This window comes from Brevundimonas sp. SPF441, from assembly GCF_009661015.1.
In the GTDB taxonomy this organism is placed as follows: domain Bacteria; phylum Pseudomonadota; class Alphaproteobacteria; order Caulobacterales; family Caulobacteraceae; genus Brevundimonas; species Brevundimonas vesicularis.
In genome coordinates, this window is the sequence record NZ_WJWX01000010.1 from 62177 (window position 1) to 76856 (window position 14680).

General features: G+C 66.4%; 18 protein-coding genes and 1 riboswitch. Of the genes, 10 read left to right on the forward strand and 8 right to left on the reverse strand.

The window, feature by feature from the left end:
- Window positions 1–105: 105 nt before the first annotated feature.
- The gene (locus tag GGC30_RS07880; RefSeq protein WP_055806575.1) at window positions 106–288 is read right to left on the reverse strand and encodes a hypothetical protein; all 183 of its coding nucleotides are present in this window, start codon (window positions 286–288) and stop codon (window positions 106–108) included.
- A gap of 130 nt (window positions 289–418) precedes the next feature.
- Here GGC30_RS07880 and GGC30_RS07885 point away from each other — a divergent pair, with 130 nt between their 5' ends.
- Together GGC30_RS07885 and GGC30_RS07890 are read left to right on the forward strand one after the other, a co-directional pair.
- Window positions 419–1276: a DUF1206 domain-containing protein gene (locus tag GGC30_RS07885; protein WP_153923352.1), complete on the forward strand. Its 858-nt coding sequence runs from the start codon at window positions 419–421 to the stop codon at window positions 1274–1276.
- Between the two features lie 67 nt (window positions 1277–1343).
- Window positions 1344–2009 (forward strand): DsbA family oxidoreductase, encoded by a 666-nt coding sequence (locus GGC30_RS07890; protein WP_153923353.1) that lies wholly within the window; start codon window positions 1344–1346, stop codon window positions 2007–2009.
- 73 nt (window positions 2010–2082) lie between these two features.
- Here GGC30_RS07890 and GGC30_RS07895 read toward each other — a convergent pair whose 3' ends face one another.
- From GGC30_RS07895 to thiC, 4 genes are all read right to left on the reverse strand, one after another.
- Entirely contained in the window at window positions 2083–2973 is an 891-nt protein-coding gene (locus GGC30_RS07895) for a hypothetical protein (RefSeq protein ID WP_153923354.1), read from the reverse strand.
- A 188-nt stretch (window positions 2974–3161) separates the two neighbouring features.
- Complete coding sequence (locus GGC30_RS07900) at window positions 3162–3338, reverse strand: hypothetical protein (protein WP_153923355.1); 177 nt, start codon at window positions 3336–3338, stop codon at window positions 3162–3164.
- 340 nt (window positions 3339–3678) lie between these two features.
- The gene (locus tag GGC30_RS07905) at window positions 3679–4599 is read right to left on the reverse strand and encodes a hypothetical protein (protein ID WP_153923356.1); all 921 of its coding nucleotides are present in this window, start codon (window positions 4597–4599) and stop codon (window positions 3679–3681) included.
- Between the two features lie 186 nt (window positions 4600–4785).
- Entirely contained in the window at window positions 4786–6615 is a 1830-nt protein-coding gene (gene thiC, locus GGC30_RS07910) for a phosphomethylpyrimidine synthase ThiC (protein ID WP_153923393.1), read from the reverse strand.
- A 137-nt stretch (window positions 6616–6752) separates the two neighbouring features.
- A riboswitch (TPP riboswitch) is annotated at window positions 6753–6862 on the reverse strand.
- Window positions 6863–6959: 97 nt separating this feature from the next.
- On the opposite strand from thiC, the gene GGC30_RS07915 reads away from it, so the two are divergent.
- Both GGC30_RS07915 and GGC30_RS07920 read left to right on the forward strand, forming a co-directional pair.
- Window positions 6960–7496: a hypothetical protein gene (locus GGC30_RS07915; RefSeq protein ID WP_153923357.1), complete on the forward strand. Its 537-nt coding sequence runs from the start codon at window positions 6960–6962 to the stop codon at window positions 7494–7496.
- Between the two features lie 109 nt (window positions 7497–7605).
- The gene (locus GGC30_RS07920) at window positions 7606–8013 is read left to right on the forward strand and encodes a BLUF domain-containing protein (RefSeq protein WP_066554378.1); all 408 of its coding nucleotides are present in this window, start codon (window positions 7606–7608) and stop codon (window positions 8011–8013) included.
- A gap of 4 nt (window positions 8014–8017) precedes the next feature.
- On the opposite strand, the gene GGC30_RS07925 is transcribed toward GGC30_RS07920, so the two are convergent.
- The 3 genes from GGC30_RS07925 to GGC30_RS07935 are packed head-to-tail and all read right to left on the reverse strand — an operon-like array spanning window position 8018 to window position 10037.
- Complete coding sequence (locus GGC30_RS07925; protein WP_153923358.1) at window positions 8018–8773, reverse strand: DUF4019 domain-containing protein; 756 nt, start codon at window positions 8771–8773, stop codon at window positions 8018–8020.
- 51 nt (window positions 8774–8824) lie between these two features.
- The gene (locus GGC30_RS07930) at window positions 8825–9202 is read right to left on the reverse strand and encodes a hypothetical protein (protein WP_153923359.1); all 378 of its coding nucleotides are present in this window, start codon (window positions 9200–9202) and stop codon (window positions 8825–8827) included.
- Window positions 9203–9206: 4 nt separating this feature from the next.
- A complete protein-coding gene (locus tag GGC30_RS07935; RefSeq protein WP_045809874.1) occupies window positions 9207–10037 on the reverse strand; it encodes a TIGR02587 family membrane protein in 831 nt (276 codons plus the stop codon).
- Window positions 10038–10146: 109 nt separating this feature from the next.
- Between GGC30_RS07935 and GGC30_RS07940 the strand changes: the two genes are divergently transcribed.
- From GGC30_RS07940 to GGC30_RS07965, 6 genes are all read left to right on the forward strand, one after another.
- Window positions 10147–10677: a hypothetical protein gene (locus GGC30_RS07940; protein WP_153923360.1), complete on the forward strand. Its 531-nt coding sequence runs from the start codon at window positions 10147–10149 to the stop codon at window positions 10675–10677.
- A 90-nt stretch (window positions 10678–10767) separates the two neighbouring features.
- Window positions 10768–11766 (forward strand): D-cysteine desulfhydrase, encoded by a 999-nt coding sequence (locus tag GGC30_RS07945; protein WP_153923361.1) that lies wholly within the window; start codon window positions 10768–10770, stop codon window positions 11764–11766.
- A gap of 14 nt (window positions 11767–11780) precedes the next feature.
- Complete coding sequence (locus tag GGC30_RS07950) at window positions 11781–12047, forward strand: DUF3253 domain-containing protein (RefSeq protein ID WP_153923362.1); 267 nt, start codon at window positions 11781–11783, stop codon at window positions 12045–12047.
- Window positions 12048–12143: 96 nt separating this feature from the next.
- Window positions 12144–12725, forward strand: coding sequence for a hypothetical protein (locus GGC30_RS07955; RefSeq protein ID WP_153923363.1), 582 nt, complete (start codon window positions 12144–12146; stop codon window positions 12723–12725).
- Window positions 12726–12773: 48 nt separating this feature from the next.
- A complete protein-coding gene (gene chrA, locus GGC30_RS07960) occupies window positions 12774–13979 on the forward strand; it encodes a chromate efflux transporter (RefSeq protein WP_153923364.1) in 1206 nt (401 codons plus the stop codon).
- A complete protein-coding gene (locus tag GGC30_RS07965; protein ID WP_153923365.1) occupies window positions 13976–14665 on the forward strand; it encodes an aspartate/glutamate racemase family protein in 690 nt (229 codons plus the stop codon). The genes chrA and GGC30_RS07965 overlap by 4 nt, the downstream gene beginning before the upstream one ends.
- Window positions 14666–14680 lie beyond the last annotated feature (15 nt).

A 14680-nucleotide genomic window follows, 5' to 3' on the forward strand; every position in this document is an offset into this window, starting at 1 on the left:
TCTGTCGAATCTCGACACAGCGTTGCTATATATCACGCGGCTTTCTGGGGAAAAGTCGTGTCTTTACCGCGTTGTGTACGCGATCGGGCAGAGAGTGGCCGAGGCTCAGCGGGTGACGCGGCCGACCAGACGCCCGGCTTCCAGCACTTCGACACCTGCGCAGGAGGCATGGCGCGCCAGCTGCGACCGCGCGGCTTCCAACGCCGTGGCGTCGTCGGCGCCGTCGAAGAAGTCGAGCAGCGGACGGCGATCCGCCTCGTCGAAGAAGTGAAACTCGTAGATGTTCACGCGAACGGCTCCCAAGGAGGCGAACCGTAGCGGCATACGCCCGTCGGTGTCTGTCGGATGTCGACACAGGGTCGAAGCGGAGCCTTTGCCTTGGCCGGCGCGTTGAGGGCGTCCTGACGTGGGAGACATCATGAACGCCGCCAAGACCCTTCGCCTGCCGCCGCTGGCGACCCTGATCGAATGGGCGGCGCGGGTCGGCTATGGGGCGCGAGGCTTCGTTTACCTGTCGGCCGGGGCGCTGACCCTGCTGGCGGCGACGGACCGGATCGGCGATGCGGTGGGGACCAGCGGGGCGGCGGGCTGGCTGGCCGAGCAGCCGTTCGGCAAGGTCTGGCTGGTGCTGCTGGGGCTGGGCCTGTGGGCCTTCGTCGGTTGGCGGGTCTTGCAGGCGGTGTTCGACGCGGATCACGAGGGCAGCGACTTGAAGGGCTGGACAACGCGCGCGGGCCAGGCGGTCAGCGGCCTGTTCTACGGCGTGCTGGCGTCGGGGGTGTTCGAATATCTGGACGAGTTCGGCGAGGCGACGAACGCCTCTGCGGCCCAGGCCGAGAGCGTAGCCGAGAACCAGGAGAAGGCGGCCATGCTGCTGGGGATGCCGTTCGGCGAGGTGCTGCTGATCGGGGCGGGGCTGGTGGTGCTGGGCGTCGGCGTGGGCAATATCGTCAGGGCCGTCCGCGACGACTTCGACGACGCCCTGGCGTGCCCCAAGGCCTTCTGCGGCACGGCGACGGCGCTGGCGCGGGCGGGCTATGCGGCGCGCGGGTTCGCCTATCTGCCGCTGGGGGTGTTCGTGGTTCTGGCGGGGCTGCATGCGCGCTCGGGCGAGGTGACGACGACGGCGGCGGCGCTGGACGCGCTGGAGGCCCAGCCGGGCGGATCGTGGATCCTGGGGCTGACGGCGGCGGGGCTGATGGCCTTCGGCGCCTTCGCCTTCGTGGAGGCGCGCTGGCGGCGGATTCGCCCGCCCAGGGATTTGAGCCTGGGCTGAGACTTGTCGCGCCGCGCGGCGTCGCCATATCCGGAAAGCAACACACGCTGTTCCAGAAGGCCGCGCCATGAACGCTCCGCTCAAGACCCTGAAGATCGACTTCGTCTCCGACGTCGTCTGCCCTTGGTGCGTGGTGGGACTGGGCGGGCTGGACACGGCCCTGGACGCCCTGAAGGCCGAGGGGATCGCCGCCGACATCGCCTTCCAGCCATTCGAGCTGAACCCCCAGATCGCGCCCGAGGGCGAGAACATCGTCGAACACATCGGCCGCAAATACGGCGCGAGCCCTGAGCAGTCCGCCGCCAACCGCGCCATGATCCGCGAGCGGGCGGGCGAGGTGGGCTTCGACATGCGCATGACCGACGACAGCCGCATCTGGAACACCTTCGACGCCCACCGGCTGCTGCACTGGGCGCATGAGACGGCGCCAAAGAAGCAGAAGGCCCTGAAACAGGCGCTGTTCACCGCCCACTTCACCGAGAACCGCAACCTGACCGACGCCGGCGTCCTGACCACCGCCGCCGAAAAGGCCGGGCTGGACCGGGCCGAGGCGGGCGAGGTCCTGGCCTCGGGCCGCTACGCCCAGGCCGTGCGCCAGGCCGAGGATCTGTGGCGTGCGCGCGGCATCACCTCGGTCCCGGCCGTGGTGGTCGAGGGCAAATATCTGATCTCGGGCGGCCAGCCGGCCTCGGTGTTCGAAGAGGCCCTGCGCAAGATCGCGTCGGAGGTGTGAGGGGGGTGAATGGTGAGTGGTGATTGGTGAATAGGCGCGCCTCTTTTCACGATTCACCACTCACGATTCACGTTCAGCCCGGCGGTTCGGCTTTAGACCCCGCCCCCACAAAAACACCGTCTATTTCGTCTAATTCGTCTGATGTCGGGGCCGGTTTCAGGTCGTCGAGCGCCTCGAGGCGGGCCATCAGGGCGTCGCGGCCGGCGTAGTCGCCGCGTTTGAGGGCGCAGGCTTCGCGGGCGATCTGGCCGATCTCCTCGGCGACGGCGGCGGCGCGTTCGCCCAGGTCGGGTTCCTTGGGCGGCACCGGGGGCGGCGCCGGCGGCTTCGGCGGGGGCTGAGACGAAGGTGCGGGCGGGGCGGCCGCCATCCGGGTCAGGTCGGCGTGCAGCCGCACCCAGCGCGCGGCCTCCAGCGCGCGCCCGGCCTGAAGCGCCCGGTTCAGCCGCACCAGGGCGTGGGCCGCCATGGCGCCATAGTCGGGCAAACCGTCGGCCGTCTCGGCCTCCAGGTCGATGGGCTCGCGAAGGGGATCGGGCTGATCCTCGCGCCGCCAGCCTTCGTCCTTGGCGCGGGCGCGAAAGGTGCTGACCGCCATGCCATAGACGGCGCTGACCTCCTCGGCCGTGGAGCCGGCCAGATAGGCCGTGCCCGCCGCCTCCCACGCCTCCTTCGACAGGCGGCGATAGGCGCGGTTCTGCACCCGGTCGGCCGCGCGCGCGGCGGGGTCCGATGTGACCAGATCGGGCAGCCGCAGCAGATGCATCGGCAGGCCGTGCGCGCGCCAGAAGGCCGCCTCGGCCTCGGGCGAGGAATCGTGATGCAGGGCGTCGCGATACGTCTGCTCCAGACCCGCCTCGCGCAGGATGCGGATCTGATCCAGCGCCTGCTGGGTCATCGCATCGTAAAACGGATCGCGCGGCCCCTCGAACCCACCGTCGTCATAGCTGTGGTCGTCGTCCATCCCATCCCCGGCCTGTCGCCCGCGCCCGACACAGGACGCGCCGCCAGTCTAAGGCCGCCCCGAAGGGTGATCGGGTAGAGGCCGTCGATTTCGCGAAACGCGAGGGATTTCAACGGCCGGGGCAGGGACGTCGTGCATAGGTAGGGTGGCTAGCTGTGCATTCCCTCTCCCGTTGGGCGAGGGAAAGTCTAGGCCCGCTTTTTCGGTGCAGGCGCGGTGTCGGCGGCGGTGACCAGATGGCCCTTCCAGCCGGGCGGCGGCAGGAACTTGCCGGACTGCTCCTCGCGCGTGCCATGCTTGGCCATCTCGGCGGCGCGGCGGGCGGCCTTCAGCGCAGTTTCGTGGTCGATCAGCATCTTGTTCATCGCGGTCCCCAATCTAGCAGAAGCCGCAACGACCGTCCGTCTCCCGTTGGGAGAGGGCTTGAGGCTCGCAGAGCGTCAGCGATGCGCGAAGCCGAAAGGGTGAGGGTCGTGCGTCAACGGCGAGGTCCGACCCTCACCCTTTCACGCAAGTCTGATCGCCTGACGGCTCCCAGGCGCTCAAGCCCTCTCCCAACGGGAGAGGGAGGCCGCGTCCGGGTTCACGAACCGAAACGCCTCTGCCCGCTGACGCAGGAAGCGGTTGAGGAAGGTGGTCTTGCCTGCCGGACTGGCTGTTTAGGAATATTCACGTATTCTCTTCACGTGAAACTTAAGAGCATTACTAAGAAAACAAGTCGGGATGCTCAGACATCATCTGAGTTGAATCTCCCAACATTGAGGCGATAGCTTCGTCAGGAAGGGGGTGGGCTAAGACTGTACCATTGAATTCTAATACCTTGAGGTCTCGGCAATTCTTCGGTTGGTCCGGCCGCCCCTGAAATGCCCATTGGACAGTCATTGTGTCGATGACATGAGTATCAATCGAGTCGTCAGCTATTCGGTGCCAAAAGTCCTCATCCTCAACACGAAAGTACCTGTCTCGGCCATGACGGTCACGAGCCTTCCACTGTCGCGCGCCGTCTTCACGGTTCCAGTTAGGCGAAGTGACTCTCAGCTGAGTAATGGAAGTAAACCATGGTTGTTCAAACTCTTCATTTTTCGGCGGAAGCAACGACTGATATTTAGGAAAATCAGTCTTATTAATTGGGAAAAATGGCCGCTCATCAAAGCCCACCCCAGAAAGCTGTGGTACAAGATCACAACTTTCGTAGAAGGCGTTCTTAGCCTCATAGGCACTCCGGAATCGAAATTCTGAAATGCCTACTTGCTTAAGGTCGCTATTCGGAGTGGCGAGAAAAGCCTTTGCAGCCTCACACACGATCACATTTGCGGCTTCTCGCTCTGCGTTCTGGTCGTCGTTTTCCGTAAGAGCACTTCTAGCGGCTGCGCCAACCTTCTCAGCCCAATGGGCAGGTTCTGCGCCCGTCAGGCCCTTGATGAATGCTTGCCCGACATCACTTTCAGTGAAGGTCCACACGATGCCCCACCCCGCAAGCAAGATCACTCCAAGACGTGTGAGAAATGATCCTTCGCTCGGAGGCAGGACAACGATTTGAAATTGTAGCTGACCATCGAAGAGCTCTTGGCTCAGCGCGCGTATGACAGCTTCGGTTTGAGTCGATGTGTCCACGAATGCGGACAAGGGCAATTCATGTCCTGGCACATCGAAATGGATTGGGAAAACGTTGATGGCATCCCCGCTCGACGACCAGCCTATCACGGCCGCAATCACTTAGCCGCGCAGGTTTCTACGCAGCCGGCTCTGTGTCAACCGGCTTCTCGCGATAGTTGAGCTCTGATCATCTAGGGCTGGTTAGGTTCGAGCCCCTCACACCTTCACCTCCACCACGCCACCCCCAGCCCGGAACTTCGCGCTCATTTCGGCCATGCCGGCTTCGGCTTCCGACAGGGAGGCGCCGGCGTCGTTCTGGGCCTTGGCGGCGTCGCGGATGTCCTGGCTGATCTTCATCGAGCAGAACTTGGGGCCGCACATGGAGCAGAAGTGGGCGGTCTTGTGGGCCTCCTTGGGCAGGGTGGCGTCGTGGTATTTGCGGGCGGTTTCGGGGTCCAGACCCAGGTTGAACTGATCCTCCCAGCGGAACTCGAACCGGGCGCGTGACAGGGCGTCGTCGTGCAGGCGGGCGGCGGGGTGGCCCTTGGCCAGGTCGGCGGCGTGGGCGGCGATCTTGTAGGTGATGACGCCGTCCTTGACGTCCTGACGATCCGGCAGGCCCAAGTGCTCCTTGGGCGTGACGTAGCAGAGCATGGCCGTGCCGAACCAGCCGATCATGGCCGCCCCGATGGCCGATGTGATGTGGTCATAGCCCGGCGCGATGTCGGTGGTCAGCGGGCCAAGCGTATAGAAGGGCGCCTCGTGGCAGTGCTTCAGCTGCTCGTCCATATTCTGTTTGATCTTGTGCATCGGCACGTGGCCGGGGCCCTCGATCATGACCTGGCAGCCCTTGGCCCAGGCGATCTTGGTCAGTTCGCCCAGGGTCCGCAGCTCGGCGAACTGGGCCTCGTCATTGGCGTCGGCGATGGAGCCGGGGCGCAGGCCGTCGCCCAGGCTGAAGCTGACATCATAGGCGCGCATGATGTCGCAGATGTCCTCGAAATGCTCGTAGAGGAAGCTCTCCTTGTGGTGGGCCAGGCACCATTTGGCCATGATGGAGCCGCCTCTGCTGACGATGCCCGTCACCCGCTTGGCCGTCATCGGCACGAAGGGCAGGCGCACGCCGGCGTGGATGGTGAAATAGTCCACGCCCTGTTCGGCCTGTTCGATCAGGGTGTCGCGGAACACCTCCCACGTCAGATCCTCGGCGACGCCGTTCACCTTCTCCAGCGCTTGGTAGATGGGGACTGTGCCGATGGGGACGGAACTGTTGCGGATGATCCAGTCGCGGATGTTGTGGATGTTCCTGCCCGTCGACAGGTCCATGACGTTGTCGGCGCCCCAGCGGGTGGCCCAGACCAGCTTGTCGACCTCGTCGTCGACGGAGCTTAGGACGGCTGAGTTGCCGATGTTGGCGTTGATCTTCACCAGGAAGTTGCGGCCGATGATCATCGGCTCGACCTCAGGGTGGTTGATGTTGTGCGGGATGATGGCGCGGCCGCGCGCGATCTCCTGCCGGACGAACTCGGGCGTCACGAAGTCGGGGATGGCGGCGCCGAAGTCCTCGCCGTCGCGGATGCAGGGGCTGTTCTGCTCGCGGCGCAGGTTCTCGCGGATGGCGACATATTCCATCTCGGGCGTGATGATCCCGGCCTGGGCGTATTCGTACTGGGTGACCGGGCGGCCCTCGACGCCCTTGAAGACGCGGTGGTGGGAGGTGTCGAAGCGCGGGGCCAGGTGGCGGCCGGACGCATGGCCGTTGTCCTCGGGCTTGACCTCGCGCGGGTTGGCGACGGGGGCGATGTCGCCGCGATCCAGCTGCCAGCTGGATTTGACGCGGGGCAGGCCGCGCTTGATGTCGATGGTCACGGTCGGGTCGGTGTAGGGACCCGATGAGTCATAGATGGTCACCGGCGGCTCGTTGGCGGATGCGTGGACGGCGACCTCGCGGAAGGGGACGCGGATGTCGGGATAGAGTTCGCCGGCGACATAGACCTTGCGGCTGCCGGCCCGTTCGCCGGTCGGGATGGTCCCGGTCTCGCGCATGACCTCCTCGCGGGCGTCTTTTAGAGCCAACTCGACATTGGGCTCTTCGGGCAGGACGGGCGGGGTGACTTGGATGTTCATGGCGGCCTCAAGCGGTTTGAGGTCCGCCGACGTCGGGCGCGAGGGTCCTGTAGCGTGGACCAGAAGCGTACTCATCCCTTCGCCGGCATGACCCGGATCAGGTTCGACGGGTCAGAGGAGAAACCTCTATCTCAGCCGCTCGATTGCGACCCCCCGGAGAACGCCTGCATGATAGCGCGTATTTCGCAGAAACCTAGACGCAGAAGGCGAGCGTCCGTAGAGCGTCGTTCTCTGTTCCGTCTACAACTTCAGGGCTGCAACCAATGATCGCTGCGTTCGTGATGGCCACGCTTGTTCAAGGGGCGCAAACTCTGCCGACGCCGACATTCACCGCCGCTCAGGTTCAACAGGCGATCGCTTGTGCGGATGGGCCTGATCCGGGTGAGTGTGCGAGCGAGCACACGAAGCGATCTGTCCTGCATTGCATGACTGAACTGCCAGCCGGCGCAGACGAGGCGGCCTTCTCCCAGTGCGCCGGAGCCATTACCGACCGTTGCGTCCGTGGATGGGCCTCGACGACCCCCGAGATGAACAAGCGCGGAATTTTAGTTTGTGCGGCCCAAACGCGTGCCGCCTTGCGGTTTGGAGTCGACGACTGGTTTGCAAGAGCTGATCGGCGGATGGATGCCTCGATCATGCGCCAATACCGCGCGCAACTCGCGACCGTCGATGGCCGTTTGCGGGACCAGACGGCAGAAATCACGGGGCCAGACATGGAGGTTCGTCGCGCGGGAACACAGACGGGAATCTGGGAAAGCTTCGCACGTTTTCTGTGGCGTTCAGAACGTGACGGTCGTTAGGTTTCGAGCGGATTCAGGCCGCACATAAGTCCTTGTAGGCGCGGCGGATTTATTGGGCTATGCGCAAAGCTTGGGCCGGATGCCGGCGTCGGCGGAGTGAAACGAGGATATGAGCCTGAACCTGGAACGCGTCCTCTACACCAGCCGCGCGCGGGGCAACGCCGACAGCCTGATGATGCAGGTGGACATCCTGGCCACGTCGCAGCGGAACAATGCGCGCGACGACCTGACCGGGGCGCTGCTGATCCACGACGGGCGGTTCCTGCAGGTGCTGGAGGGCGCAGCGCAGGATCTGGACCGGCTGATGACGCGCCTGGCGGGCGATCCGCGCCATGACGAGGTGGTGGTGATCGAGCGCAAGCCGATCCCGGCGCGCGGCTTTTCCGGCTGGGCCATGGCCAGCGTGCGCGTGACCCCGGCGCTGGAAGAGACGCTGCGGGCCACGGTGGACGGCGCCGGCGCGCCCCAGCAGACGGTCGAGCGGATGCAGGACGCGGTGCTGGCCCAGGCGGCGTGACGTTCTACAGTAGGATGCAGTGCGCCTTGCGCAGAGTATCTCGCGTTTCGGCGGGAAGGTTGTGCGGCAATAGCGTCGTTTCCTGTCGAATGAGCCGTAGGGCTGCGTCGGCGCTAGGGCGATACCAAATCAGATAGCCGCACTCGTCCTGAAGCGCCCGCGAAGCGACGTAATCAACCGCGCCGTAATGGCCGAATGGCGCGTTGGGAGGATTGGAGTACCAAGTCAATCGACCGATCCGGCGTTCGGTGACGGCGCCGGCGGAAGCCTGAAATCGCTTCTGCTGCTCACTCCAGTCCGACAGCGTGGCGCCGCCGGTCATCGCGTCATCAGCCGTGACGAAGGCATCAGCATATCGGCCCTCGTCCAAGGCTGAAAAATAGCCCGTTGTCAGAGCTTCGAGTCGAGCATTCAGGGCGAGGGTTTCCGCCTCGGTCAGAGGCGGCGCGGGCAGGGGCTCAGTAGCCACAGCCGGCAAAGATGCGCAAACAACATCTTGAACCAGGGTCATCTTGTCACTCTGTTTGGCAGAGCTTTGACGTTCCAGCACCTGTTGATCGAGCGTAAAAGTATAATGATCGAAATAGAACCCCTTTGCCCCGCAGAGATTGGCAGCGGCGGGGCGAAGGCGTTCAGCTAAACGGAGCGGATCAGTTTCATCTGAGGCGGTGATCGTCATGCGCCAACGGCCAACGCCGTCCGGCTCCACCTTCACTACGTCCGACGTACCCAAAAGCACGAAGACAACAAAAGCCAGCAATCGATACCCTCCCGCAGCACGAAGATAGAGGGATGAATTGCGCCAGATTAGTCAAGGCGCCGACCAGCCCTTGACCGAGACGGCCGCCGCGCGCGGATCGGCGTCGAAGCGGAGGTAGGCCTTGGCGTGGCCGTGGCCGGGGACGTAGTCCAGGCTGGCGGTCGCGGTCTGGTCGCCCAGAACCCCTTCGATATCCACTGCGGCGGCGGTGTCGTCGCCGTCGTTCTGGACCCGGACGGTCGCGACCTGGCCTGCGGCGGTGACGTCCACGGCGACGATGCGGGCGCTGAGTGCGGGCGGGGCCGTGGGTTGGAGCGCCTCCCACACCACGATGCCGATGGCGGTCAGGGTGATGACGGCGCCGAGCAAGGCCATGCCCCATTGCAACAGAGGGCGGGTCGATGCGGCGGGCTTTGTCTTCGTGGGCATGGGGTCAGACCAACAGACGGGCGGCGGCGGCGCCGATGGCGGCGGGGAAGCCCAGGACGACCATGGTCTGGACCACGCCGGCGACGGCATGGCCGTCGGTGCGGCCGAACAGGAACAGGGTGAACAGGCTGACGGCCAGGGCGATGGCGTAGCCGGGCAGGGTGAAATGCAGGAAGGCCTTGATCGGATGATCGGCCTCTTCCTGACCGGCGAAGCCCGCCTTGAAGACGATCAGGTGGAGCAGAAGGATGGAGACGGCGATCAAGGCCAGGATGTGGGCGGGCGTGGCCTTGTAGGCGATCAGGATCATCTCTTCGGTCGGGGCCACGTTCAGGGCGAAGAACAGGGCGCCGGCCGCCATCAGGAACAGTTCGCCGAAATAGGAGGCCTGATCTTCATCCGTGTCGCCTCCGCCGTCGCCGCTGAGCTGACGCCGGGCCAGAAGCGCGCCCATGGCGCCGGGAATGGCCTGAAGCGCGACCATGCCCAGGCCCTCGCGCGGCGGCGCGTCCCATTCGACGACACCAAACAGGATCAGCAGCACCGACGCGGTGATGAAGCCGACCGCCAGGGCCACGGCGGTGTCCAGCGCATCGTTGACCGGGCCGCGCCGCTTTGAGAAGCCGGCGTAATAGGCCAGGCCGTAAAGCAGCGGCAGGCCGGCGACAATGAAGGTCAGCAACCGCCAGCGGTCCATGATCACGCCCTGCGCCCACATCTCCATCGTCATCAACAGCGGGATGTTGAACACCAGGGCGCCGGCGAAGGCGCGGCCCAGATCGCGGACATAGGCGCGCTCGCGTTGCAGATCCAAAGGGGGCGCGGCGGCGGTCATGCGACGGCAACGCTTGGACGCCGGCTTTGGCTCCGGACCGCTTGTCGAACGACGTTCAGGCGGCGTTCATCGCAGCCAAGCTTGGTATCAACTCTAGGGAGAGGGAACGATGAAAGAGATCAAGACGACCGCCGTGATCGCGGTTCTGGCGTGCGCGGGCTTGACGGCCTGCGCCTCGGTGGATGTCGGCGGCGCGCCGATGGCCCTGTCGCCCGCCATGGCCGAGCAGGCGCGGATCGGCAGCGTCACAACCACGACCGGCTGGCTGGACGCCGAGGACGACTTCGCCGACACCTTCAACGACGAGGTGCTGAACGAAATGGGGCTGTGCGCCGGCGGCCGGCATCGGCTGAACCTGAGCATCCACGTCGAGGCGCTGAGCCGGGCGCCGCGCCTGGCCATTCTGGCCGGCGATCGCGCCGAACACCGGATGCGGGCGACCGCCGAGCTGCGCGATCCGGCGCAGGGCGGTCAGGTGGTCGGGCGTTATCCGCTGGTCGTGACGGTGGATGCGGGCGCCGGGGTGCTGGACGCCTTGATGGACAGGCAGGCGGTCACGTCCCACGCCTTCGCCCAGGCCCTGTGCGACGCCGCCTTCGTCGCCCCGACGCGTGTGGCCGAGGCCGGCGCGCCGGGCTGAGGTCGAGGCGGGCGAAGGGGCGGCGGCTTGGCTGGCGCTTTTGAATGTCACGGGCGCGGGCTATCAAGACGGCGAACAGGAAACCGTCCCATGCATCTCGCCCGTTTTGCCCGCATCCGCCTGGCCCATCTGCCGACGCCGCTGGAGCCGCTGCCCCGCCTGTCGGAAGAGCTGGGCCTGGATCTGTGGATCAAGCGCGATGACTGCACCGGCCTGGCCGGCGGCGGCAACAAGACCCGCAAGCTGGAGTTCCTGCTGGGCGCGGCGTTCGAACAGGACGCCGACACGCTGGTGACGCAAGGGGCGGTGCAATCGAACCATGTGCGCCAGACGGCGGCGGCGGCGGCGGCCCACGGTCTGGCGTGCGAGATCATTCTGGAAGAGCGGACGGGGTCCAAGGCAACGGACTATGTCGGCAACGGAAACGTGCTGCTGGACCGGCTGTTCGGCGCGACCCTGCGCACCGTGCCGGGCGGGACGGACATGGTCGCCGAGCTGGAGAAGACGGCGGCCGAGGTGCGGGCGCGGGGCGGCAAGCCCTATGTCATTCCCGGCGGCGGATCGAACCCTACGGGGGCTTTGGGCTATGTCGATTGCGCGCGGGAAATCGTGGTCCAGGCCGATGAGATGGATCTGGAGGTCCACCGGATCGTGACGGCGACGGGCAGCGCGGGCACCCACGCCGGTCTGGTCGCCGGGCTGGCGGTCATGGGGGCGGACATTCCCGTGCTGGGCATCGGTGTGCGGGCGCCCAAGGACAAGCAGGAGGCGAACGTCTTCAAACTGGCCGAGGAGACGGCCGCCCTGCTGGGGCAGCCGGGACGGGTGACGCGCGAGCAGGTGGTCGCCGACTGCGACTATGTCGGCGAGGGCTATGGCCTGATCGACCAGGGGGTGATCGACGCCCTGACCCTGGTCGCGCGTCTGGACGGGATCGTGCTGGACCCGGTCTATTCCGGCAAGGCGATGAAGGGGCTGATCGCCCTGGCGCGCGCCGGCCGGTTCAAGGGCGAGACGGTGGTCTTCCTGCACACTGGTGGAGCGCAGGGGCTGTTCGGCTATCAGACCGAGATCGAAGGGGCGCTGTAGGCGCGCCGTCCGTCATGGACTCGCGCGAGGCGACGCTGGCGCTGCTGGCCGCCCGGGCCGAGGACGCCACCGTCTGCCCCAGCGAGGTCGCGCGGGTGGTCGCGGGCGAAGACGGCGCGTGGCGCGAGGCGATGCCTGACGTTCACGCCGCGGTGGATGCCATGTTGAACGAGGGCGCGGTGCGACTGAGCTGGAAGGGGAGGCCGCTGGCGATGCGTGCGGGGCCCTATCGGATCGCGCGGGCTCGAGGCGGTGAAGACGGGGGCGGCGACTTTGGATGATCGCGTCTATGCCGCGCTGCTTGTGCTGGTTTAGGCTGACGCCAGTTTCATAGCCGGGCTGCGGATCGGAGGGCGACATTGACGAAGGTGAGCATCTTGAAAGTTCTTGTCCCCCTGCTTGTCGCCGCGGGCCTTTTGGGTTGCGGGTCAGAACCCGCCACTTCGGTCGAAAATAGGCGTGAAGACAGCGCTGTCCAGGGTATCCAGCCGGTTGCCTCGAACACCCTGGGCCAATGCTCGAAATTTATTGGCGCCTCTCTATCCGACGACGATCGTGTGGCGCTTTGGAACGGTCGTGGCGACGCTCAGCCTCTCTGTCTGTTCGTGGCTTCGGTGGCTTGGGCGGATCATGATCGACAGAAGGCGTCTGACCTCTACGCACTGGCGATGGTCCGTTATCGATACGACGCCGTGAGATGCGCGGCGCCTGTCCCAGACGCGCTCGTGTCATCGATGGTCGCCGCCCGCATGGCCACCGAAAGTCGGCTTGCCGACCTTGGCATTTTTGTCGGGCCTCAAGAGATCGGCGCCGCAGCGCAGCGATCGGAAAGCTACGTCTATCCCGTGGGCCACCTTCAACAGCAATGTGAGGGCAAGCTGAGGCCCGAAAGCGAGTGGGCCGGCTTGAGGGTGGAGATGCAGGACGCGGTCGCAAGAGCCATGGCGAGCCCTCAGTAAGGGCTGGCCTGACTTGCAAATCCTTTTCGCGAGATCAGGACTGATCGGATGATTGCGCCGCAGTCCGAACCTGTCCCGCCGGCGCTGTCTTTGGCGGCGGTGTTTCTGCGGTTCTTGCGGTTCGGGCTGCTGGCGTTTGGCGGGCCGGTGGCGCAGATCGCGATGATCCGGCGCGAGCTGGTCGATCAGGACGGGTGGATGTCCAGCGCGCGGTTCAACCGGCTGCTGGCGGTGTTGCAGGTCCTGCCGGGGCCGGAGGCGCACGAGCTGTGCGTGCATATGGGCATGCGGGCGCGGGGGCGGATCGGTGGTCTGCTGGCGGGCCTGGGGTTCATGCTGCCGGGGCTGATCCTGATGCTGGGGATCGGCTGGGCCTATGTGGCGCTGTCGCCGGTCGTGGGCCTGCTGGCCGGGGCGTTCCTGGGGGTTCAGGCGGCGGTGGTCGCGGTGATCGTGCGCGCCGTCTGCAAGATCGGATCGCATATCCTGGAGGATCGCTGGCTGTGGGCCGTCGCCGTCGTCGGCTTTGCGGCGACCCTGGCCGGGGCGGCGTTCTGGATCGTGCTGGCGGCGGGCGGGACGGCCTATGTGCTGGTCCGGGCCGGGCGGGTCGGTCTGGCCGTCGGGGTCGTGGTGCTGGCGGGCGTCGCAGCCTTGGCGATGCACGGGCTGGGGGACGGCGGGCCGTTGTTTGGACAAACGGCTGGGCCGGCGGGCGACGTCGGCTGGGTCGCGATGTTCTGGACGGGGCTGAAGGCGGGGCTGCTGACGTTCGGCGGCGCCTATACCGCCATTCCCTATGTGCGCGCCGATACGGTGGGGCGCGGGCTGATCGACGATGGGGCGTTTCTGGACGGGATCGCCTTTGCGGGGGTGATCCCGGCGCCGCTGGTGATCTTTTGCACCTTCGTCGGCTTCGTGGTCGCGGGCTGGGGCGGGGCGCTGGCGATGACGGCCGGGGTGTTCGCCCCCGCCTTCGCCTTTTCGATGATCTTCTATGAGCGGCTGGAGGCGGTGGTCGAGGACCGGCGGCTGCACGATCTTCTGGCCGGGGTCGCCGCCGCCGTCGTAGGGATCATCGCCGCGACCAGCGTGGAGCTGGGATGGGCGACCTTGCAGCGGGCCCCGTCGATGGCGGCGGCCGTGGCGATCTTTGCGGTCGCCCTGGCGGTGGCGTGGGCCTGGAAGAGCCGCTACGCCGTGCCGGCAGTTCTGGCCGCCGCCGCGGTCGTGGGATGGGGTGTGATGCGATGAGCAAAATCCTGGGCGTGATCGGCGGCATGGGACCGGCGGCGACGGTGGCGTTTCTGGCGCGGGTGCAGGCGCTGACGCCGGCGGACGGGGACGCCGATCACATCCGGGTGGTGATGGACCTGAACCCCCAGGTGCCCGATCGCAACACCCGGCCGGGCGAGGCCGAGGTCGTGCTGGGACAGATGGCCGAGGGGCTGGCGGCGGCGGGGGCCGAGGTGATCGCCATGCCCTGCAACACCGCCCACGCCCAGGCGGGCGGCATACGCGCGGCGTGCGAGGCGAAGGGCCTGCGCTTCATCGACATGATCGCGGCGACGGCGGATGCGGCGGCGGCGTCTGGAGTTGAGCGGATCGGGGTGTTGGCGACGCCGGGGGGCGAGCGGCTTTACACGCAGGCGCTGGCGGCGCGCGGGCTCGAGACGGTGCTGCTGGAGGGCGCGGACCGCGAGGCCTTCATGGCGCTGGTCTATGGGGTCAAGCGCGGCGATGTCGGCGAGGCGGCGCGGTCAGGGATGTTGCGGCTGGCTCAGACCCTGGCGGAGGCGGGCGCGCACGGGCTGATCGCCGGCTGCACCGAGGTGCCGCTGCTGCTGAAGGCCGAGGATGCGCCGATCCCCCTGACGGATTCGGCCGAGGTGCTGGCCCAAGCATGCGTGACGGCGTGCGTGGAAGCGTGTCGGGTCTGAGGCGCGGTTGCGGCT